This is a genomic window from Arthrobacter sp. Y3223151 (assembly GCF_059091125.1).
This window is the reverse complement of the sequence record NZ_JBNHGI010000007.1, coordinates 135967-155348: the sequence shown is the minus strand read 5'-3', so window position 1 is coordinate 155348 and position 19382 is coordinate 135967. Positions and strand designations below refer to the sequence as shown.

21 protein-coding genes and 1 tRNA gene are annotated in these 19382 nt (G+C 66.3%); 4 read left to right on the top strand and 18 right to left on the bottom strand.

Annotated elements, in window-relative coordinates; all coding sequences use genetic code 11:
- Positions 1–3: 3 nt before the first annotated feature.
- The 6 genes from AC5RUP_RS11725 to AC5RUP_RS11700 form a co-directional block, all read right to left on the bottom strand.
- Positions 4–513: a PadR family transcriptional regulator gene (locus AC5RUP_RS11725; protein ID WP_494150949.1), complete on the bottom strand. Its 510-nt coding sequence runs from the start codon at positions 511–513 to the stop codon at positions 4–6.
- 14 nt (positions 514–527) lie between these two features.
- The gene (locus AC5RUP_RS11720) at positions 528–2552 is read right to left on the bottom strand and encodes an FAD-dependent oxidoreductase (RefSeq protein ID WP_494158570.1); all 2025 of its coding nucleotides are present in this window, start codon (positions 2550–2552) and stop codon (positions 528–530) included.
- A 114-nt stretch (positions 2553–2666) separates the two neighbouring features.
- Entirely contained in the window at positions 2667–3326 is a 660-nt protein-coding gene (locus AC5RUP_RS11715; RefSeq protein ID WP_494150947.1) for an MOSC domain-containing protein, read from the bottom strand.
- Positions 3327–3358: 32 nt separating this feature from the next.
- Positions 3359–3811 (bottom strand): VOC family protein, encoded by a 453-nt coding sequence (locus AC5RUP_RS11710; RefSeq protein ID WP_494092782.1) that lies wholly within the window; start codon positions 3809–3811, stop codon positions 3359–3361.
- A 79-nt stretch (positions 3812–3890) separates the two neighbouring features.
- A complete protein-coding gene (locus tag AC5RUP_RS11705; RefSeq protein WP_494092783.1) occupies positions 3891–5051 on the bottom strand; it encodes a cystathionine gamma-synthase in 1161 nt (386 codons plus the stop codon).
- A gap of 11 nt (positions 5052–5062) precedes the next feature.
- Positions 5063–6439, bottom strand: a complete 1377-nt coding sequence (locus tag AC5RUP_RS11700; RefSeq protein ID WP_494154491.1) for a cystathionine beta-synthase — start codon at positions 6437–6439, stop codon at positions 5063–5065.
- A gap of 177 nt (positions 6440–6616) precedes the next feature.
- Here AC5RUP_RS11700 and AC5RUP_RS11695 point away from each other — a divergent pair, with 177 nt between their 5' ends.
- Positions 6617–7594 carry a DNA-3-methyladenine glycosylase family protein gene (locus AC5RUP_RS11695; RefSeq protein WP_494154490.1) on the top strand — a complete coding sequence of 326 codons (978 nt, stop codon included), beginning with the start codon at positions 6617–6619 and terminating at the stop codon, positions 7592–7594.
- 90 nt (positions 7595–7684) lie between these two features.
- Here AC5RUP_RS11695 and AC5RUP_RS11690 read toward each other — a convergent pair whose 3' ends face one another.
- Positions 7685–8074, bottom strand: a complete 390-nt coding sequence (locus AC5RUP_RS11690; protein ID WP_494064786.1) for a thioredoxin family protein — start codon at positions 8072–8074, stop codon at positions 7685–7687.
- 163 nt (positions 8075–8237) lie between these two features.
- Here AC5RUP_RS11690 and AC5RUP_RS11685 point away from each other — a divergent pair, with 163 nt between their 5' ends.
- Positions 8238–8645 carry a hypothetical protein gene (locus tag AC5RUP_RS11685; protein WP_494150944.1) on the top strand — a complete coding sequence of 136 codons (408 nt, stop codon included), beginning with the start codon at positions 8238–8240 and terminating at the stop codon, positions 8643–8645.
- Between the two features lie 111 nt (positions 8646–8756).
- Here the strand turns inward: AC5RUP_RS11685 and AC5RUP_RS11680 are convergent, their stop codons facing one another.
- The 3 genes from AC5RUP_RS11680 to AC5RUP_RS11670 form a co-directional block, all read right to left on the bottom strand.
- Positions 8757–9830, bottom strand: a complete 1074-nt coding sequence (locus tag AC5RUP_RS11680) for a lipid II:glycine glycyltransferase FemX (protein ID WP_494025401.1) — start codon at positions 9828–9830, stop codon at positions 8757–8759.
- A 178-nt stretch (positions 9831–10008) separates the two neighbouring features.
- Positions 10009–10090, bottom strand: a tRNA-Tyr gene (locus AC5RUP_RS11675).
- Between the two features lie 95 nt (positions 10091–10185).
- Complete coding sequence (locus tag AC5RUP_RS11670; RefSeq protein ID WP_494158569.1) at positions 10186–10611, bottom strand: hypothetical protein; 426 nt, start codon at positions 10609–10611, stop codon at positions 10186–10188.
- 166 nt (positions 10612–10777) lie between these two features.
- On the opposite strand from AC5RUP_RS11670, the gene AC5RUP_RS11665 reads away from it, so the two are divergent.
- On the top strand, positions 10778–11269 hold the full coding sequence (locus AC5RUP_RS11665) for a YajQ family cyclic di-GMP-binding protein (protein ID WP_493979855.1): 492 nt from the start codon (positions 10778–10780) through the stop codon (positions 11267–11269).
- A 33-nt stretch (positions 11270–11302) separates the two neighbouring features.
- Here AC5RUP_RS11665 and AC5RUP_RS11660 read toward each other — a convergent pair whose 3' ends face one another.
- From AC5RUP_RS11660 to AC5RUP_RS11640, 5 genes are all read right to left on the bottom strand, one after another.
- On the bottom strand, positions 11303–11686 hold the full coding sequence (locus tag AC5RUP_RS11660; protein WP_494154154.1) for a tyrosine-type recombinase/integrase: 384 nt from the start codon (positions 11684–11686) through the stop codon (positions 11303–11305).
- Positions 11687–11718: 32 nt separating this feature from the next.
- A complete protein-coding gene (locus AC5RUP_RS11655) occupies positions 11719–12387 on the bottom strand; it encodes a site-specific integrase (protein WP_494154155.1) in 669 nt (222 codons plus the stop codon).
- Positions 12388–12393: 6 nt separating this feature from the next.
- A complete protein-coding gene (locus AC5RUP_RS11650) occupies positions 12394–12978 on the bottom strand; it encodes a hypothetical protein (RefSeq protein WP_494154156.1) in 585 nt (194 codons plus the stop codon).
- A gap of 1332 nt (positions 12979–14310) precedes the next feature.
- A complete protein-coding gene (locus AC5RUP_RS11645) occupies positions 14311–14493 on the bottom strand; it encodes a hypothetical protein (RefSeq protein ID WP_494158568.1) in 183 nt (60 codons plus the stop codon).
- A gap of 301 nt (positions 14494–14794) precedes the next feature.
- Complete coding sequence (locus tag AC5RUP_RS11640) at positions 14795–15109, bottom strand: helix-turn-helix transcriptional regulator (protein WP_494154158.1); 315 nt, start codon at positions 15107–15109, stop codon at positions 14795–14797.
- A 333-nt stretch (positions 15110–15442) separates the two neighbouring features.
- Here AC5RUP_RS11640 and AC5RUP_RS11635 point away from each other — a divergent pair, with 333 nt between their 5' ends.
- Positions 15443–15874, top strand: coding sequence for a hypothetical protein (locus AC5RUP_RS11635; protein ID WP_494154159.1), 432 nt, complete (start codon positions 15443–15445; stop codon positions 15872–15874).
- A 92-nt stretch (positions 15875–15966) separates the two neighbouring features.
- On the opposite strand, the gene AC5RUP_RS11630 is transcribed toward AC5RUP_RS11635, so the two are convergent.
- The 3 genes from AC5RUP_RS11630 to AC5RUP_RS11620 all read right to left on the bottom strand — a co-directional run bounded on the left by AC5RUP_RS11630 (position 15967) and on the right by AC5RUP_RS11620 (position 19377).
- A complete protein-coding gene (locus AC5RUP_RS11630; protein WP_494154160.1) occupies positions 15967–17175 on the bottom strand; it encodes a hypothetical protein in 1209 nt (402 codons plus the stop codon).
- A gap of 236 nt (positions 17176–17411) precedes the next feature.
- The gene (locus tag AC5RUP_RS11625; protein WP_494154161.1) at positions 17412–18581 is read right to left on the bottom strand and encodes an NAD(P)/FAD-dependent oxidoreductase; all 1170 of its coding nucleotides are present in this window, start codon (positions 18579–18581) and stop codon (positions 17412–17414) included.
- A gap of 103 nt (positions 18582–18684) precedes the next feature.
- Positions 18685–19377, bottom strand: coding sequence for a histidine phosphatase family protein (locus AC5RUP_RS11620; protein WP_494158567.1), 693 nt, complete (start codon positions 19375–19377; stop codon positions 18685–18687).
- Positions 19378–19382 lie beyond the last annotated feature (5 nt).

Here is a 19382-nt window from a genome sequence, read left to right as displayed (position 1 = left end):
TTCCTACTCCCCCTGCAGGGTCTGCTCGGCCCACTCGATCCAGGCCTGCTCGAACATGATGCCCGCCTGCAGCACGGCCCGCTGCAGGCGGTTGGCATCGGTCCAGGTGCCCCGCTGGTCGAGCTGGCGGTAGGCCTCCAGCTGCGCGCGGTGCAGGGCCAGATGCCGCTCGATTTCGCCGTGGATCGGGACGTCTCCGAGCACCGAGGAGGCGCGGAGGCGGATCATCAGCTCCTCCCGGACGGGGCGCGGGTTCTGCCGTTCGTCGGTCCAGCGCCGCAGTTCTTCCCGGCCGACGGCAAGGACCTGGTACTCCTTGGCGCGCCCGCGGCTGGAGTCGCGGCCCGTTGATTCGACCAGGCCGTTCTGTTCCAGCTTGGCGAGCTCGCGGTAGATCTGCTGGTGCGTCGCCGGCCAGAAGAAGCCGAACGACTTGTCGAACCGGCGGGCCAGTTCCGCCCCGGACCCGGGCCGCTCCAGCAGGGCGGTGAGGATGGCGTGCGGCAAGGACATGACAGCTCGCTCCGTTACAGCGCCGCGGCCAGCCGGGTCGCCTGGTTGATGGCGCGTTTGGCGTCGAGTTCGGCTGCCACGTCGGCGCCGCCGACCAGGTGGACCGGCAGCCCCGCCGCTTCCAGCGCCTCCTGCAGCTCCCGCTGCGGCTCCTGGCCGGTGCAGAGCACCACGTTGTCGACGGCGAGCACCGTGTCGGTGCCGTCGACGGTCAGGTGCAGTCCGTCGTCGTCGATCCGGCGGTAGGTCACGGCCGGGATCATCTGCACCCCGCGGCTCTTGAGCTCGGCCCGGTGGATCCACCCGGTCGTCTTGCCCAGTCCGGCGCCGAGCTTGGATTCCTTGCGCTGCAGCAGGTAGACGCTGCGGGCCGGGCGTTCTGGCCGGGGAGCGGCCAGGCCGCCGCGCGCCGCCGGGTCGACGTCCACCCCCCAATGCTCGCGGAACCGGCCCGCATCCAGGGTGGCGCTGGGACCGGTCTGGGTGATGTAGGCGCTGACGTCGAAGCCGATGCCTCCGGCGCCCAGCACCGCCACCGTTTCACCCAGCTGCCGGTGGTCGCGCAGCACGTCCAGGTAGCCGAGCACGCTCGGGTGGTCCACGCCGTCCAGGTCCGGAAGCCGGGGCACCACGCCGGTGGCGAGGACGACCTCGTCAAACCCGCCTTCGGCCAGGGCCGCCGCGGTGGCCCGGGTCTTCAGCCGCACCTCGACGCCGAGCAGCTCCAGCTGACGGCTGAAGTAGCGGATGGTCTCGTGGAACTCTTCCTTGCCCGGGATCTGCTTGGCCAGGTTGAACTGGCCGCCGATGCCGTCCGCCGCTTCGAAGAGGGTGACGCGGTGCCCGCGCCTGGCCGCGGTGACCGCACAGGCCAGCCCGGCCGGCCCCGCCCCGACCACGGCCAGCGATTTGGGCGCGGCGGCGGGCGCGATCAGCAGTTCTGTCTCGTGGCAGGCCTGCGGATTGACCAGACAGGAGGTGGTCCTGCCGACGAAGGTGTGGTCCAGGCAGGCCTGGTTGCAGGCGATGCAGGTGTTGATCTCGTCCGCCCGTCCGCGCGAGGCCTTGAGCACGAACGCCGGGTCGGCGAGCAGCGGGCGGGCCATGGACACCATGTCGGCGTATCCGTCGGCCAGCAGCTGCTCGGCGGTATCCGGGTTGTTGATCCTGTTGGTGGTTACCAACGGAATTCCGACGGCGCCCATCAGCCGGCGGGTGACCCAGGAGAAGCCGGCACGCGGGACCGAGGTGGCGATGGTCGGCACGCGGGATTCGTGCCAGCCGATGCCGGTATTGATGATGGTGGCCCCCGCCGCCTCGACTCCGCGGGCCAGTTCGGCGACTTCCTCGAAGGTGGAGCCGCCTTCCACCAGGTCCAGCATGGACAGGCGGTAGATGATGATGAAATCCTCCCCAACCCGCTCGCGGGTCCGGCGGACAACCTCCAGCGGGAAGCGGATCCGGTTCCGGTAGCTGCCGCCCCAGCCGTCCGTCCGCCGGTTGGTGCGGGCGGCGATGAACTCGTTGATCAGGTATCCCTCGGACCCCATGATTTCGACGCCGTCGTATCCCGCGTCGCGGGCCAGCGCGGCCGAGTTCGTGAAGTCCTCGATGGTCTGCCCGATCTCCGCTTCGCTGAGGCCGCGGGGCGTAAACGGGCTGATCGGGGCCTGCAGCGGGCTTGGGGCCACCGGCTCGGGATGCGCGGCGTAACGTCCGGCGTGCAGCAGCTGCAGCGCTATCCGCCCTCCGGCGGCGTGGACAGCGCCGGTGACGATCGTGTGGCGGGCGGCCTCCTCCGCCGTCGTCATCATGGCGCCGCCGGGCTGCAGCCTGCCGGCCGCGTTGGGGGCGAAGCCGCCGGTCACGATCAGCCCGACGCCGCCGCGCGCGCGTTCGGCGTAGAAGGCCGCCATGCGCTCGAAGCCGCCGGGCAGCTCCTCCAGCCCGACGTGCATGGACCCCATCAGCACCCGGTTGGGCAGGACCGTGAAGCCGAGGTCCAGCGGTTCGAACAGCTTCGGGTAGGCCACGGCCACGATGCACTCCTTTGCACAACAAGTTGCATAAAGACTACGGCCCGGTGACGCGCCGGACAACCGGCGGCGGGAAGGAGCCAGGCGCCGCGGGGCGCGGGGGCTGCAGCGGGGTCCTCAGGCGTGGACGCGGCCCCGGCCCAGCGCCCTCCGGACCGCCTTGGCGACGTTCCCGTGCAGCGCAATCTCCCCGCCGGCCTCGGACGCCCGCAGCGCCTGCGCCTGCCCGGGGCTGAGCCCCAGGGAGGAGTCGGCCACGCTGACGCCGTGGGCCGGGCGGAAAAGGACCTCGATGCTGTCGCCGGCGGCCAGCGAGCCGGGGGTGATCACCTGGAGATAGGCGCCGGGCAGCCCCCTGCGCAGGAATCGCTTGGCCCACTGGGGCTCACCCATGTGGCGGGCGAAGGTGGCGCAGGGTATCCGCGGCATCGTCACCTCGACGACGACGTCGGGGCCCACCCGCCACCGCTCCCCCACCAGCGCTCCGCTGACCGCCACGCCCATGGTCCGCAGGTTCTCGCCGAACAGCCCCGGCGGGATGTCGCGCCCGAGCTCGGCCGACCACGCGTCGGCGTCCTCCTGGGCATAGGCGTAGAGGGCCTTGAGCTCCCCGCCGTGGTTTTTGCGGTCCGCCTGGACATCGGCGCGCAGCCCCATCGGGTGGACCGGCACCCGCCCGTCCACCGGGCGCTTGTCGATCCCGGTGATTCCCACCTTGCTGGCATCGGGCTTCAAGGCATGCAGCCGGCAGAGGGCCAGCAGCGATCCGGAATTCATGGGGCAATCATAAGGTGCGTCCGGACGCTTGCTCAGGCGTGGCCCTCGTAGCTGACGTCCTGTTCCTTGGCCGAGTCGGCCGACAGCGGTTGGCCGCGGTATTTTCCGATGGCCCACAGATTCCCGTCCGGGTCGTTGATGCCAAAGCCGCGGTCGCCGTAGTCGGTGTCCTGCAGGTCCCGGATGATCGACGCCCCGGCTGCCTTCATGCGCTCGTACGCGCCGTCCGGGTCGCGGGTGTAGACGTTCAGCTGGGCCGAACCGGGCTCCCGGGCCCACAGGGTTCCCTCCGCGTGGCTGGAGACCATCACCATCCCGCCCTCGGGCCAGAGCAGTTCCGCGTGCACCACCAGGCCATGCTCTTCGAACCGTGCGTGTTCGATGAATCCCATGGTCCCGGTCAGGAACTCGATCAGTTCGTGGGCCTTGCGCGACTGCAGACCGGCGACGACGCTGGCCGGAGGGTACTGCTTGTTCGCATCCATGGACACAGTATTCTCTTCCGGCCCCGGACGCGCCAGAGGCGGCGGACCGGCCTGCCGGTACCGCCGCCTCTATGGGTGCCTAGAGCTGGCCGAAGGCCTTTTCCAAGTCCGCGATCAGGTCATCGATGTCCTCGATGCCGACCGACAGCCGGATCAGGTTCTCCGGCACCGCCAGTTCGGTGCCTTTCACCGAGGCGTGGGTCATCTCCGACGGGTAGTTGACCAGCGACTCGATGCCGCCCAGCGATTCCGCCAGGGTGAACACCTCGGTGGACTCGGCCACCTTGCGGGCCGCCGCTTCGCCGCCCGTGAAGGAGACCGAGACCATGCCGCCGAAGCCGCGCATCTGTTTCTTGGCCAGTTCGTGGCCGGGGTGCTCGGGCAGGCCCGGATAGTAGACGGCCTCGACTTCGGCCCGGCCCTGCAGCCATTCGGCCACGGCCTGGGCGTTCGCCGAGTGCCGGTCCATCCGCACGCCCAGCGTCTTCAGCCCGCGGGTGGTCAGGAAAGCGTCCAGCGGCGCGGAGACGGCCCCCACCGCGAACTGCACGAAACCGACCTTCTCGGCGAGCGCGTCGTCGTTGAGCACCACGGCGCCGCCGATCACGTCCGAATGTCCGCCGATGTACTTGGTGGTCGAATGCACCACGACGTCGGCGCCGAAGGCCAGCGGGTTCTGCAGGTACGGCGAGGCGAAGGTATTGTCCACGACCAGCAGCGCGCCGGCGGCGTGGGCCAGCTCGGCGAGGGCGGCGATGTCGGTGACCTTCATCATCGGGTTGGACGGGGTCTCGACCCAGAGGAACCGGGCCTTGTGCTCGTTGACCGCTGCGGCCACGGCCGACTCGTCGGACATGTCGACCACGGTGTGGCCGATCCCCCAGGCACCGAGCACGCGGCTGATCAGCCGGTAGGTGCCGCCGTACGCGTCGTTGCCCAGCACGATGTGGTCGCCCGGGGACAGCAGGGCCCGGATCAGCGCATCTTCGGCTGCCAGCCCGGAGGCGAAGGAGAAGGCGTGCTTGCCGCCCTCCACCGCCGCCAGCTGCACCTGCAGGGAATCGCGGGTCGGGTTGGTGCCGCGGCCGTATTCGTAGCCGTTGCGCAGCCCGCCGATGCCGTCCTGGGCGTAGGTCGAAGACTGGTAGATCGCCGGCACCACCGCGCCGGTGGCCTCGTCCGGCACCTGGCCGGCATGCACGGCGCGGGTGTTGAAGCCCTGGGTGTTCTCTGCGCTCATTCTTCTCTCCTTCAGCTCGTCAGGTAGGACAGCAGGTCGTGGCGGGTCAGCACGCCCACCGGGGCGCCGGCCAACGTCACCAGCACGCCGTCGACCGCCTGCAGCTTCTCGCGGGCGGCCGAGACCGGTTCCAGCGCCCCGACCAGCGGCATCGCCGCGCTCAGATGGTCGCCGACCTTGTCTGTCAGCTTCGCTTCGTTCTTGAACAGCTTGGCCGTCAGCTCGCGTTCGTTCACGGCGCCGACCACCTCGCCCATGACCACCGGCGGCTCCTGCGAGAGCACCGGGAGGGTCGAGACGCCGAACTCGTTCATGATCTCGATGACGTCGCGCACCGTCTCGTAGGGATGGGTGTGGACCAGGTCCGGCAGCGTGCCGCTCTTGCCCCGCAGCACCTCGCCCACCGTCGCTTCGTCCCCGTCGGCGATAAAGCCGTAGGACTTCATCCAGTCGTCGTTGAAGATCTTGCCCAGGTAGCCGCGTCCGGAGTCCGGCAGGATCACGACCACGATGTCGTCAGGCCCCAGCCCCTCGGCCACCTTGAGCGCGGCCACCACGGCCATGCCGGAGGAACCGCCGACCAGCAGCCCCTCTTCCTGGGCCAGCCGCCGGGTCATCGCGAAGGCCTCGGCGTCGTTGACGGCCAGCACCTCGTCCGGGACGGACTTGTCGTAGTTGTCCGGCCACATGTCCTCGCCCACGCCCTCGACGAAGTACGGCCGTCCGCTGCCACCGGAGTAGACCGAGCCCTCGGGGTCCGCGCCGACGATCTTCACGGGACCGCCGGGGCGGTCGGCGGAAATTTCCTTCAGGTAGCGGCCGGTTCCCGTGATGGTTCCGCCGGTGCCGGCGCCGATCACCACGTGGGTGACCCGGCCGTCCGTATCGCGCCAGATCTCCGGGCCGGTGGACTCGTAATGGCTGGCCGGCGCGGCCGGGTTGTTGAACTGGTCCGGCTTGTAGCCGCCGTCGACCTCGGTCACCAGCCGGTCGGAGACGCCGTAGTAGGACTCCGGGCTGTCCGGCGCCACGGAGGTCGGGGTGACGACAACGTCGGCGCCGTAGGCCTTGAGCACGTCGCGCTTTTCCAGGCCGACCTTGTCCGGGGTCACGAAGATGGACTTGTAGCCCTTCTGCTGCGCCACCAGGGCCAGGCCCACCCCGGTGTTGCCGCTGGTGGGTTCGATGACCGTGCCGCCGGGCTTCAGCCGCCCGTCCTTTTCGGCTTCTTCGATCATCTTCACCGCGATGCGGTCCTTGATCGAACCGCCCGGGTTGAAATACTCCACCTTCGCCAGGACGGTGGCGGCAAGACCTTCGGTCACTTTGTTCAGCTTGACCAGCGGGGTGTTGCCGATCAGGTCCAGAACGGAATTGGCATATTTCATGGGCCCAAATCTACCCGCCAGCGTATCCGGGGGCACATCGTGCGTAAGACGGCTTCATGCCGGACCCCCGGGCGGCGGCCGGGTGCCGCTCCCGCGCGGGCGGGCGTTGCCCGGACGGGCCGGGCTGGAACGGGCCCGGGTGCAGGAAGTGTCGGGAGCGCGTGGGACGATTAATCCATGCTGTCCACCGCCGCCGCGCCCGGCACCGGGCTCACCGCACGGGTGGAGTTTCCGGAGCCGTATGACCTGCGCGGAACGCTGTCCGTCCTGTCCCGCGGCACGCAGGATCCCACCGCCCGGATTGACGACGCCGGTGCTTGGCTGACGCTGAACACCTCCTCCGGCGCGGCGACCCTGCGCCTCACCCGCGGGCCGGACGGGCACGACGGAAGCCGGGGCACCGCCGTCGTGATGGGACAGGCGTGGGGGCCCGGTGCCGAGGAAGCGCTGGCCGGGCTCCCGGCACTGCTGGGCGCCGGCGATGACTGGTCGGGGTTCGACACCCCGGATTTCCATACCGGCCTGCCGCGGCTGGTGCGTGAACCGCGGCGGCGGCATCCGGGGCTGCGGCTGCCCGCGACCGGGCGGATGATCGATGCGCTCGTGCCGGTGATCCTGGAGCAGAAGATCACGACCATCGAGGCGCGCTACTCCTACAAATACCTGGTCCGCCGGCACGGGTCTCCGGCGCCGGGGCCCGCACCGAGCGGGCTCATGGTCCCGCCGACGGCGCAGGGGTGGCGGCGCATCCCGTCCTGGGACTGGCACCGGGCCGGGGTCGACTCGAAGCGCTCGGGCACCATCATGCGGGTCTGTTCCTCGGCCGGCGCCCTGGAACGGCTGGCGTCGCTGCCTGCCGGCGAAGAACTGGCCCGCAAGCTGTGCACCGTCCCGGGGGTCGGGCCGTGGACCGCGGCCGAGACCGCGCAGCGCACGCACGGGGATCCGGATTCGGTGTCGGTGGGCGACTTCCATCTGGCGGCGTTCGTCGGCTACGCCCTCACCGGGCGCAAGACGGACGACGCCGGCATGCTCGAACTCCTGGAACCGTGGCGGGGCCACCGCCAGCGGGTGGTGCGGATGCTGGTGCTGAGCGGTTTCCGCAAGCCCGCCTTCGGGCCGCGGCTGGCGCCGCAGGACCACCGCCGGCACTAACGCGGCACTCACGCCGGAAACACCGCTCGCCTTAAAGCCCGAGGGAGCAGGGCATGCGCCCCGCCCCCTCTGGAGTCCTGACCGTTGTAGCTATTCGGAGGCCTGGCCGTCCTGCGCCGCCTGCTGCTGGGCGGCCACCTGGGCGTGGACTTCCTGCATGTCCAGTCCCTTGACCGCGTCCACCAACTGCCCGAACTGGCTGGAGTTCAGGGCGCCGGGCTGGGAGAACACCAGCACCTTTTCGCGGAAGGCCATGAGGGTCGGAATCGAGGTGATGCCGGCCGCGGCGGCCAGGCCCTGCTCGGCTTCGGTGTCCACCTTGGCGAAGACGATGTCGCCGTGTTCCTCGGACGCGGCATCGTAGACGGGGGCAAACTGCTTGCACGGGCCGCACCAGTCGGCCCAGAAGTCAACGAACACAATGTCGTTCTCTTCGATGGTCTGCGGGAACTGGGCCTCGGTGATATCGATGGTTGCCATGCCTCCACGCTAACGCGCCGGGTTGCGGCCTGTCGCCCCCTGTTCGCTCAGCGCATGAGCCGGCCCCCCGGCCGTTATCCACAATCCCCCGCCGGGGCTACCGGCCGCCGTGGCCGGATCCCTAAGGTCGATTCCACCAGAAACCGCGACCGGAGGATTCGACATGAACCGCTTCACCGTCCTGATTGTCACCGACGGACTGGAACTCGACGCCGCCATTTCCAAGAGCCTCGCCGTGATGGACGAATTGGAGGAGCACCTGCCGTTTGCCCACGACCCGTCACGGAACGAGCTGTACGCCGTGGGCGAGGGCGCCGCGCTGAAGGGCAGGATCGGGCTGCCGCACGGCAGGCCCGGCGCCGGCCCGGCGGCCACCTATGTGGGCGACCTGCACTGCATCTGGAGCGCAGGGCGGTGGTACACGCCGGCCGACTGTCCGCCTGCCCCGGCAGACCATAACGGCGCAACTGCCTGGCAGTGGCTGTACTACAACGTCATGCACAATTCCGGGCCGAAAACGTACTGCTTCCTCTGGGACATCCACCCGCTGCCGCTGGCCGAAGCGGCCTGAGCACGGGCTGTCCGGGCGCGAGAGGGCTGGCCAGGCTGTTGCGAGGTGCCGGCTGCTGGGGCCCGCGGCCGGGGCCGACGGCCGGGGCCGGCGCTGGGCCGGCGGCGCCGCTCAGTAGAAGGGCTGGTTTCGGCGGCGCACGTAGAGCCCGCGGGCAATCTTCTCCCCGGCCGCGGACCACAGCTTGTACTTCAACGGGGAGATCACCTGGTCATAGCAGCCGACGAAGTCGGTGATGGTCTTGGTGAAGCTGGTCTTGAACAGGCCCAGCCCGTAGTACTCATGTTCGGGGTTCTTCAGTTCCGACGACGGCGGAGTTCCGCACAGGTCGTAACTGGTGATGCCCAGCTCCTTGAGCTGGTTCATGGCCGTCCACTGGATCAAGTGGGAGTCGCCGTACTGCTTGCGGCGCGGCAGCGATCCGCCGTCTTTGTAGGTGCCCTTGCGTCCGTAGTTGACCACGAACGCGCCCACCGACGGCTTGCCGTCTTCGTACGTGAACAGCAGCCGGCCCTGCCCGGCGGCAATGAAGTTGCCCCAGAACGCCTTGAAGTACTCGAAGGAGCGGACCTGAACGTTCTTCTGGCCCTGCTGCACCTGTCCCATCAGGTTGAACATCGCCCGGAAGTTCTCTTCCGTCGGTTCGGCCGTCACCACTTCGGCACCCTCGCGGATGGCGCGGCGCACGGCGTTGCGCCCGCGGGACGAGAAGCTCTTGAGGACGACGTCCGGCTCCGGGGAGATGTCGACGATTGCGGTGTGGTCGTTCGGCTGCAGGTCGGGCATCTTGACCAGGCCTTCGCGCGCCAGCAGCGCGCGGGTGCCGTCCGTGGCCTCGACATCCGGCTCGATCCGGATCGCGAAGACGCCGCGCGCCTGCTCCCGGCAGAAGTTGCGGTTGGCCTCGAAGATGCCCGGCAGGTCCTCGGGCGACGCGACGTCGGGGCCCTTGATCATGTACCAGTAATTGCCCAGCAGCGGAACATGCTTTTCGAGCACCAGGTTGTAGCTGGTGTAGTCCTCGGTCTCATACGCCAGGTACAGCGGCTTCCACCCGTGGTCTGCCTTGACCTGGGCGTAGGCCTTGGCCTGGAGCATGTTGCCGCCGTTGGGATTGGCCGTGACATGGCTGTCCCATGCCTCGATTTCCTCCGGCGTGGCGAAGCGGGCGGTGAATTGTCGCAAAGAGAACTCCTCGTCGTGGCAGCTGGTCGCCGCCGGTCACATCCGCGGTCAAGTCTATCGACGCCGGCCCCAGAACCTGGGCCGGGCAGTGCACCAGCGGCGGCCGGCATGGCCGGCAGGTATGGAAAAACCCCGTCCGACCAGTCATTCACGTGGTCAGACGGGGTTTCCCGTTCGGTGGCAGATGAGGGATTCGAACCCCCGTAGGCAATGCCAGCTGATTTACAGTCAGCCCCCTTTGGCCGCTCGGGTAATCTGCCGAACGCCTTCTTCAGAAGAAGACCGCTTCCCCGTGAGGAAGCAAGACAACTTTACACAAAGATCGGTCCAAGAATCGAATCGGGCTCCGCGGGGCTTATAAACCCCGGGAAATCCGCTCCTCCATCTGCCCGACGAACCGCTCTGCCTGCTCCGCGGTGACCAGCTGCATCCGCACCGCCTGATCCATCTCGCGGCGGATGCCGTCCAACCGGCCCGCGGGCTCGTTGCCGGACACGGCTTCCGCGGCGCCGGCGGCGCCGCCGTCACGGTCGCCGGCGGCACCGCCGAGCAGGGTTCCTGCCGTGGCGTCCAGTCCACGCTCCAGCTCGTGGGTGTCCCGCCGGATCAAAGAGGCAGCGCCAACCGCCGCGGCGGGTGCCTGGACGGATGCGAGGGAGGCAGTGCCCGCCAAGGCGGGCGCAGAGCCCATCACGACCACGGTGGCGACGGTCGTCACGGTCAGGATCGACCCCGCGGCAACCCTTATCGACGTGACGATGTACCGCGGGCGTGCTTTCATGCGTGCTTCTCCTGCAAATTCGGTGGTTCATACGGCCTTGTGATTCTCGCGGGTCCGGATGAAGGAACGGTGGACGGAACCTGCGTCCCAGCTGGGAACGCCGCGTGTCCGGGTGCGATTCAGTAGGCTGGTGCCAAGACACATACGCCCCGACCCAGGAGGAACCATGGCCAGCGATTCTTCGTTCGACATCGTCAGCAAGGTGGACAAGCAGGAAGTCGCCAACGCGTTGAACCAGGCGCAGAAGGAAATCGCGCAGCGCTATGACTTCAAGGGGGTCGGCGCCGAAGTTGACTTCAGCGGCGAAAAAATCCTGATGAAGGCCAACTCCGAGGAACGGGTCAAGGCCGTTCTGGACGTGCTCCAGTCGAAACTCGTCAAGCGCGGCATTTCGTTGAAGTCGCTGGACGCCGGCGAGCCGTTCGCTTCCGGCAAGGAGTACCGGATCGAGGCCGGCGTCAAGGAGGGCATCGCCCAGGACCAGGCCAAGAAGATCTCGAAAATGATCCGGGACGAGGGCCCCAAGGGTGTGAAGGCCCAGATCCAGGGCGACGAACTGCGCGTCACCTCCAAGTCCCGGGACGACCTGCAGGAAGTCATATCGCTGCTCAAGGGCTCCGATTTGGACGTCGACCTGCAGTTCATCAACTACCGGTAGCTGAGAACATAATGCCTAGTCAGACAGTAGTTACTAGGCGTTAGTCCGCAGAGAGTCCGCAGGATCACCGAGGACCGCAGCCATGAGTCCCGCGGCTGCGGTCCTCGTCTTGTCTTCAGCAGTCGGCCATAGATGGGAATAGACCCCAAGCGTGATCGTTGCTGAGGAGTGGCCGAGGGCCTTCTGGACAGTCACGACGTCGCAGCCATCGGCGATCAGGGCGCTGGCGTAGAAGTGCCTCAGATCGTGCAAGGTGTACTCCTCCAGCCCTGCCGCTATTCGCACCTGGCGCCAGTGATGCCCAGCCATTCCCCGATTCAGCAGCGAGCCACCCGACGTGAACAACCACTGCTCCTCGCCTCGAACGCCTATGTCTTGGACATGACGTGCAATCATCTCCGTCAGCGCCGCAGGCACAAATACGACTCTTTCGGACCCGTGCTTGGGTGCTACGACCTCAGTAGTCTTCCGATTCGCACCCTGAACCTGCCGCCGGACGGTAATTGTCCGACGCAGAAATCCACGTCTCCCAGGCGTAGGCCTGCCGCCTCTCCCAGCCGCAACCCAGCGAACGCGCAAACGCCGATGAACGGGCGGAACCAGTCCTGGGCGGCCTCCAACGCAACAGCAACGTCTTGTGGCAGCGGAATTGTCATTGCAGCTTCGGGCTTCCTCATACGCGGAAGCTGTAGTCCCCTGCTGGGATCAGACGCAATAATCGGCTCAGCCGCAGCGGCCGGGAACGCCATATGCACGTAGTTATATCTGCTCTTGATCGTCGTTGCTGCCAAGCCCGATTTGCGCGACTCCCCCGGCTTAGTCATTGACTTAATCCAGGTCTGCACATGAGACGGCTTTATGACCTTGATAGGGAGATCACCGAACGTCACTGAGGCCGCAGCCTGGCGGGCAGCGAGCATGGTTCCGGTTGCCCATACTTGCCGGGCGGACCATTCATCGAACCACTGGCTGAACGTGATCTTGCCTGCCTTGGGATCGACATATGTTCCCGTCACGACAGAAGCGGTAACTTCATCGATCCACTTCTGAGCGTCGATCTTCCGTGCGAAGTGCCGGGCGTGCTCCTTGCCGGCGGCGTCTCGGTAGCGGGCCGCCAAGCCCCGTCAGGACGCTTCTTGATCGACGCCATTGACCCGCCTTAAATAGCCGCGGAGAATGTCCGCGTCCTTCGCATCATCCGACGATGCCTCATACGCATCGTAAGCGCCCTCTTGAATGGCTCGTTCCTCGGCTGTTAGGAACCCGTGGCTCACCAAAGCACCTGCCTCGCCGTTGTAGAAGGCATGCACGGCTCGACGTGTGATTGCTGCAACTGGCGCAAGTGTCTCCGCCATGAGATAGCTAATGTGGTCTGGGGCCCAATCCATCTCGGCTACCACGTCAGCCAACTCCGCTTGCTTTCGTAACAGCACCGCGACCTGGTTGACTAAGCCCTCGCCAGCATCCTCCGCTTGGGTTTCAAGCGCCGTGTAGCGCATGAACGTCATGTCGGGCGCTTCCTCCTCCACAAGCCAAGCGATTGATTGCTCGAGTGCTTGAGCAAACAGCACTGCCTCATGGAACCTAAGGGCGCGCTTGTCGGCCTCTACGCGAGAAACCGCCTTAGGAACAGTCTTGGCGGTTATCTTTTTCGCACTCACGGTGCTGATAACGTCCAACGCTGGCGTGGCTGTTGGGCCGTTTGCCATGGTGTTTGCTTGCTTGCTACTGGTGATAATCGGCTACCTGAAACGCATTGCCGTAGCGGTGGAAAGCCTCTGAGTTCGACCACGGTGAGAGGGCGGCGACTCAGCATCAGCAAATCCCCAAACAGCTGAGCCGCCGGCCCCCGCTAATCAGGACCCATTCAGCCCGGCAATTGGTGCCCCATTGCACTGCTTGAATGCGGTATTGTTAGTGCCGCATTCGGCATATCCGTTGTAATAGATGACTACCTGTAGCCAACCATCGTGTCTCTGATGAATAGGGCCACGATTCAATTCGACGACAAAATGGGTCGTTTGGATGCACCTGCCTCTGCTAAGCCCATGATAGGGGTAACATTGTGTGTGTCGCTCGCTTACGCCCTTGTAGCTGAATCCTATCAGCGCTCCCCTACCCGTGGCGTCCCCGTATATTATCGCGTCTTTGATTTGAAATACGTTGGTTTTGTTGTCCTGATACCAGCAATAGTATGTGCTGCTGTCAAAATCTACGTACGCCCAATTCCACTTGATATTAGCGTTAGTACAACTCGTGGGCTTTGCTGCCAATGAGGATGTCACATCCAACGCCTGCCCGCTCGACTGCTCCGCGAATGCAGCTCTATTCACATCAGGTGCGGCACTTCCCAAGCATAACGAGCAAAGCGCTATTGTCACGAGTAACACCCATGTGCGGAGAAATAGCTTTTTCATACGATCACTCAACTAGCGTGATAGTTTGATTTGTTCTCTCAGGGTCCACAAAATTCGTCCCTAGTCAGAAGCGATTGCCCTTTGATGGTTTTTCGTCTTACTTTTCGGGAACTAGCGGATCCTGAACCAGGGTTAGGGCTTGTCTGTGGCGAAGCTCGTTATGGTTGGCACCGAAAAACTTCTTCGAGCAGAGCCGCCGCGCTAATCCGGACGTAGGGCAATTGTTCGCGACCACAACTTGATGGTCCAAATTCTGATCGCACGCCCTTGCAACTGTGAGAAGGTGTTTAAGCCCTATTTTAGGGATGCGCCAGATTTCGTCCATCCCAAATTTTAGGGGTTGACATCCGGCGCTGGTTGTGATTCGGCCTTAGTGCCGTATCCGGGAATGCTGGCTAGCGGGTTCCGCCGGCAGGTTATTCAACCAGTCCACTAGATCGTCGTGAGTAATCAGTACTTTCGTGTTGACGTAACGTGCGACCAGGTAGTGATGTGCTATTTCTCCGCGTAGCAGGGACGTGCTGCATCCGACCTTTGCCGCTGCCTCATCCAGCGTGTAGGCAAGCTTCCTTGCCGTATGGCACGGGCAGCAGTTGGCGTGCTCGTAGTCTTTCCACTCAGGCATCAGCGCGGCTCCGCGGGCAGGTTATCCAACCATTCGGCTAGGTCTTCGTGGCGGATTACTCCTTTGCTGTTTGCGTAGCGCGCTAGCAGGTCGCCATCTGCAACATGCTGCTTCAGGGTGCGGATGCTATAGCCGGACTGGTAGGCGGCTTCCTCGAAGGTGTAGGCGAGCTTTTGGGGCATCTGGTTCCACTCAGGCAAAGGGATCGCCTCCTAGCTGGGGCATCCGCGGGGTTGGTGCGAACGGGTCATAGTCTTTGGCGTCGGGGGCCTGCTGAGGCCTCGGTGGGTTCTTGATGACGTCAACGAGTTGTTCGTAGTCCTCTGCAGTGAACATCATCAAACGTCTGGGGCCTCGCGTGAAGCACTGGTACTGACGAGCTATCCGCCTTACCGATGACTCGGTGAACATGGCTCCGAGGCGCTCAGCCACTTCGGCCGGCGTCATAAATACGGGCATAGTGTCCTTCCCTTTGTTCCTGGCCTACGTCTTCGCCAGCTTCAAGAGCATCCTAAAGTGTTCGTTCTCGGCCCTCTTGATGGAACGCGGTGAGGCTCCCATGGACTTCAAGGAGTCGATCCTGCGCTGCAAGGCGTCGAGTTCGTCACCATTGTCCCGTTGTCGGCCGGAGTGGGTTAGATCGAGTATTGCCTGCACATCCTCCGGACTGAATCTGTACGTCCTCGAACCGAGTCGATGGTGGGGCCACTCCCCTGACTTGAGGCGCACACGGACAAACTCAGGAGAGCAACCCAGCTTCGCGGCCAGCTCTGAGGTGGTTAGGAACGAATCGGGCATGGGGCAATTCTGCACGAGATGAGTACGGCAGTCCGCAAAAAGTCCGCAGCAGGTCCGCAAACGGCACTCTCTGGTCAACAGCCGCCAACACCCACAAGTGCGGAAACATGCGGAAGTTGGAGCGTACCAACACTCCCCCAACCGGCACTAGAGGTTCATCAACTACCGGTAGTCCGGGAACGAAACGCCTCCCCGAGGTGGTTACCAGGCGTTAGCCCGCAGGAGCGCGTCGAGGACGGTTTAGTTACTGCTTCGCAACGTTCGATTCCTTCTGTGCTGATCATTTCCCGCTTAGCGTGAGGCAAACGTTGTTTCACCAGAGGCAGGGAGATCATGCGCACGCTGACCAAACTGAGCGTTGCAGCCGCGGTACTGCTCGTGCTGGCAGGCTGCACCAGCCACCAGCCTCCCCGGGTGTCGGCGCTGTCAGCCCCATCCAGTACCGCGGACGACATACCGGCGGAACGCTTGGAACACCTGGACGTGGTCCCGGACAGCGTGCGGTTCCTGACGGAGATGGACGGCTACGCGTTCTACGCCGCCTTGATGGACACCCCTGATCCCCGCGAGATGTGCTTGATCGTGGACAACCCGGCAGCCGGTCTCTACGCCGCCGGGTGTGGCCGGCTGGAGCATGCGGGCCCACTTGGACTCGAAGCCTCCGGAATCAAGGCCAAACTGATCGCCGATGGATATGACGTGAGCACAGCACTGGCCAAGGGTTGGGTGCAACCGCACCGGAACCTCCTGGTGCACGGACTCTAGCCGCCTACAGTAGCCTCCGGCTTTAGCATGACCGCATGACGCTGCCGCCCTCCCGGAGGGAAGGCGGCAGCGTCAGTGGAACCGGTTCGGGGCTAGGCCGCGCAGCGGTTGCCCCTCTGTTCTGCGTTGGAGGGGTTGTTGTAGCAGGTCTCGCCGGTGCTGCGGACATCGGTCGTCACGATCGGCGCCCCCGGAGCCTCGGTCTCGACGACCAGCGGATCGATGTCCTCGCGGGTCACGGTGACAACCGGCTCGGCGGGCACGGTCGCCGTCGTGACCTCCTGCCTCGTTTCGCCTTCGGTGACCGTCACCACGGGGGCGATCGGCGCGCACTCGGTGTCCGATTCCTCATCGCCCGGCCGGGTTCCGGTGGTCACGATCGGCGTGCCGGGAACCACTGCTTCCGTCACCACCGGAGTCCCCGGTGCCGTTGACTGCGTCACCACCGGCGCGCCGGTGGGGATGGGAACGTCGGCGGGGGGTTGGAAGCGGAACGTGGTCTTCGTCGTGGTGGTGGTCCGCGTCGTCGGCTGCGTAGTCGTCGCCGTGCGCTCCGTCTGCTGCGTCGTCGCGGTGGCGACCACCGTCTGGTAGGTCGTGGTGGTGCACATTTCACGCTGCTGGGTGCTGGTGAAGACCTCGGTGAACGGCGTCGTCGTGGTAATCAGCGTTTCCCGCGGCTGGGTCGTCGTGGTGACCCGTTCCTGCGGGGTGGTCGTCGTGGTGACGATCGTCGTGGGCGTCGTCGTCGTGGTCAGTACGGCCCGCTCGCACCTCTCCACGGGCTTAGCCGCCCGCTCGTTGTTTACCCTGCGGCAGTTGGTGGTCGCGGGCGTTTCGGTGCTCGTCGGCGTGCCCCGCTCCGTCCGGGTTGTCGACGTCGGCGTGCCGGGAACAACGACGTCCTCGCTGACGGCCTCGCCGGCATTGCGCTCTTCCTCGGTCACGACCGGGGTGCCGGCGCGCTCGGTCCTCACGACAGTCGCGTCGCCGACGTTGCGTTCCTCTGTTGTCACCGTGGGATCCGGCTGCCGGGATGGAAGCGACGTGTCCACGGTGACAGGATCGCCCACGGGCCGGTCCGGGCTGAACGTGGTCGTCGGAGTGCCTGACGGAACATCAGGGCCGACGACGACAGTTGTCACCGTGCAGACCTGATTACTGCCGTTGCCGCTGAGCGTTCCGCCCAGCGCTGTACAGTTGGCCTGCCGTTCGGCGGGACCGGCGAGCGCCGGACCGGCTGGCGCCAATGCGACGACGAGCCCCAACGCCGTCGCGGCCACCAATGACGAAAAACGCATGATGAACTCTCTTCCCCCAACTGAACCCCGCGCGGCGCGGATCCGGCGACACTAACAGGCGGGCTAAACCGGGGGCAACGAAACCCAGGCGGATCCGAAAGAGTCGAGTAGTGGGCCAGCTACATCCCCGTATTTGCCCGTCCGGAAGCAGGGTAACTGCCCTGCCCCCGCCGGTAAGCAGGCCCGCAAAACCGAGTACGCGGCTCCCTCCCTCGGACCCCCTCCGAGTGCTGCGGTTACCGTGCCGCGGCGGTGCGCGGGGCGCGGGGCCAGCTGTACGAACCGCTGCGCTTGAGCTCGCCCCGAATCCACGACAGCGTCAGGCGGCACACCTGTTCCTTGACCAGGGCGCCTCCCCTGCGGCCCAGGGCGACCCGGCGCGGCGTGTCGTCCGCATGCACCGACTGGACCAGTCCGGACCGCCGGCCCAGGCTGACGCAGCGCACCACGAACCCGACGGACAACTCCCGAGGGGGGCGCTGCCGGATCTGGGCGATGACGTTCTCTGCGGCGTGGGCTCCCATGGGCATGGCCACCGCGCAGCCCATCCGCAGGTGCGAGGCCACCGCGTCCTGGGCGCGGACTGCGTCTCCGGCGCCTACGATCTCCGGGTACCCCGGGCAGGCCAGCGTTGAGTCGACGAGCAACCTGCCGTGGTCATCGGTGGCCAGCCCGCTCGCTTCGGCGAGGCCGGAAGCGCTGAAACCGGCCGCCCAGACAGTGCAGTCCGAGCGCAGGGCCGTACCGTCCGACAGGATGATGCGCTGCGCGTCCGACCGGTCCACCCGGGTTCCGTCCATGACCTCGACGCCGAGGTCCGCCAGCTGCGCCAGCAAGGCCCGGCGGCCCCGCTCGGACAGGTCCACACCTGTCCGCCCCCGCGAAACCAGCCGCACCTGCAACCGCGGAAGCGCCCCGGCAATTTCGGCAGCCGCCTCGATGCCGGTCAGGCCACCACCGATAACGCTGACGACGGCGCCGGGAGCCAACTGCTGCAACGCGCGCTGCAGGCGGGCGGCGGAGGAGGCGTCCTGCAGCGTGAAGCCGACTGATCCCGAGGGGACGGGTTGGCTGGCGCTGCCGGGAGCATAGACCAGGAAGTCATAGTCCAGCGCGGCCCGGCCGTCGTCGAAGTGGACGGTGCGCAATTGGGGATCGATCCGGGAGGCCGTACCGACCACCAGGGCGGCCTCCGGGTGCAGCAGCGAGTCCATCGGAACAGCGGCCGATTCCCGGCCTCCCGCCGCGACCTCATGCAGCCGTATCCGCTCCACGAAGTCGGCCGAAGGGTTGACGACGCTCACGCAGATCCTGCCCGCCAGCTCCTTGCTGCCGGCGAGCCGGTTTGCGGCCATGACTCCGGCGTAGCCCGCCCCTATGATGACAATCCGATGCTTAGCACTCACCGCGAACTCCCTCTCTAGTGTGGTTACAGAGATAGGACACCGCCGCGGGCAGATGTGTGACATGGGCCGGCGGCCGCTCCGGGTCCGCGCGGTCTTTTGCTCGTCAGTCCCGGGAGCCGGGGTCGGAGGGGACGCTCCCGGGGTTGATCGGATTGGCGGTCGGGCCGTCGGTGAGCGGGTCGGCCAGTTCGGGCCCGCCCACGGCCTGGCCCATCCAGGTGAGTGCCTCCCAACCGTCGGGACCGCCGTCGAGCACTACCACCCCGGTGTTGCTCAACTGGTTCCGGGCCACGAACGGGACCGTCAGATTGAACGCCCGGGCGCCCGCCCAGCTGCGGATCATGGCGCCGTGGCTGACCACCGCCAGGGTGCCGATGCCGGAGGTTCGGGCTTCTTCGATCACGGCGTCGAAGCGTCCGAACGTTTCGTGGCCGTCCGGGCCGCCGGGCATCCGGCGCTCCAGGTCGCCCGCCGCCCAGGCGAAGACCGTGGTCATGTAGGCAATGATGGAATCGCGGTCGCCGCGCATTTCCAGCTCGCCGGCCGAGATTTCGCGCAGCCCGTCGCGCACATCCGTCTCAAGCTTCCGGGCGGCGGCCAGCGGGGACGCCGTGAGCTGGGCGCGCACCAGGGTGGATGCGAGCAGCGCGTCGATCGGCTCGCCGTCGAGCGCCTGCGGCAGCGCCCGCGCCTGTGCATGCCCCAGGTCGGTCAGCTCGGCCCCGGGGGCACCGGTGTCCAGCAGCCCGCGGACGTTGGAGTGGGTCTGCCCGTGCCGGATCAGCAGCAGCCGCATGCCTG

Bases quoted from the DNA above. Each gene is read 5' to 3' on its own strand.
- AC5RUP_RS11725 (WP_494150949.1), bottom strand. From the start codon at position 513: ATGTCCTTGCCGCACGCCATCCTCACCGCCCTGCTGGAGCGGCCCGGG.
- AC5RUP_RS11715 (WP_494150947.1), bottom strand. From the start codon at position 3,326: ATGAATTCCGGATCGCTGCTGGCCCTCTGCCGGCTGCATGCCTTGAAG.
- AC5RUP_RS11710 (WP_494092782.1), bottom strand. From the start codon at position 3,811: ATGGATGCGAACAAGCAGTACCCTCCGGCCAGCGTCGTCGCCGGTCTG.
- AC5RUP_RS11705 (WP_494092783.1), bottom strand. From the start codon at position 5,051: ATGAGCGCAGAGAACACCCAGGGCTTCAACACCCGCGCCGTGCATGCC.
- AC5RUP_RS11700 (WP_494154491.1), bottom strand. From the start codon at position 6,439: ATGAAATATGCCAATTCCGTTCTGGACCTGATCGGCAACACCCCGCTG.
- AC5RUP_RS11695 (WP_494154490.1), top strand. From the start codon at position 6,617: ATGCTGTCCACCGCCGCCGCGCCCGGCACCGGGCTCACCGCACGGGTG.
- AC5RUP_RS11690 (WP_494064786.1), bottom strand. From the start codon at position 8,074: ATGGCAACCATCGATATCACCGAGGCCCAGTTCCCGCAGACCATCGAA.
- AC5RUP_RS11685 (WP_494150944.1), top strand. From the start codon at position 8,238: ATGAACCGCTTCACCGTCCTGATTGTCACCGACGGACTGGAACTCGAC.
- AC5RUP_RS11670 (WP_494158569.1), bottom strand. From the start codon at position 10,611: ATGAAAGCACGCCCGCGGTACATCGTCACGTCGATAAGGGTTGCCGCG.
- AC5RUP_RS11665 (WP_493979855.1), top strand. From the start codon at position 10,778: ATGGCCAGCGATTCTTCGTTCGACATCGTCAGCAAGGTGGACAAGCAG.
- AC5RUP_RS11650 (WP_494154156.1), bottom strand. From the start codon at position 12,978: ATGGCAAACGGCCCAACAGCCACGCCAGCGTTGGACGTTATCAGCACC.
- AC5RUP_RS11645 (WP_494158568.1), bottom strand. From the start codon at position 14,493: ATGCCCCAAAAGCTCGCCTACACCTTCGAGGAAGCCGCCTACCAGTCC.
- AC5RUP_RS11640 (WP_494154158.1), bottom strand. From the start codon at position 15,109: ATGCCCGATTCGTTCCTAACCACCTCAGAGCTGGCCGCGAAGCTGGGT.
- AC5RUP_RS11635 (WP_494154159.1), top strand. From the start codon at position 15,443: ATGCGCACGCTGACCAAACTGAGCGTTGCAGCCGCGGTACTGCTCGTG.
- AC5RUP_RS11630 (WP_494154160.1), bottom strand. From the start codon at position 17,175: ATGCGTTTTTCGTCATTGGTGGCCGCGACGGCGTTGGGGCTCGTCGTC.
- AC5RUP_RS11620 (WP_494158567.1), bottom strand. From the start codon at position 19,377: ATGCGGCTGCTGCTGATCCGGCACGGGCAGACCCACTCCAACGTCCGC.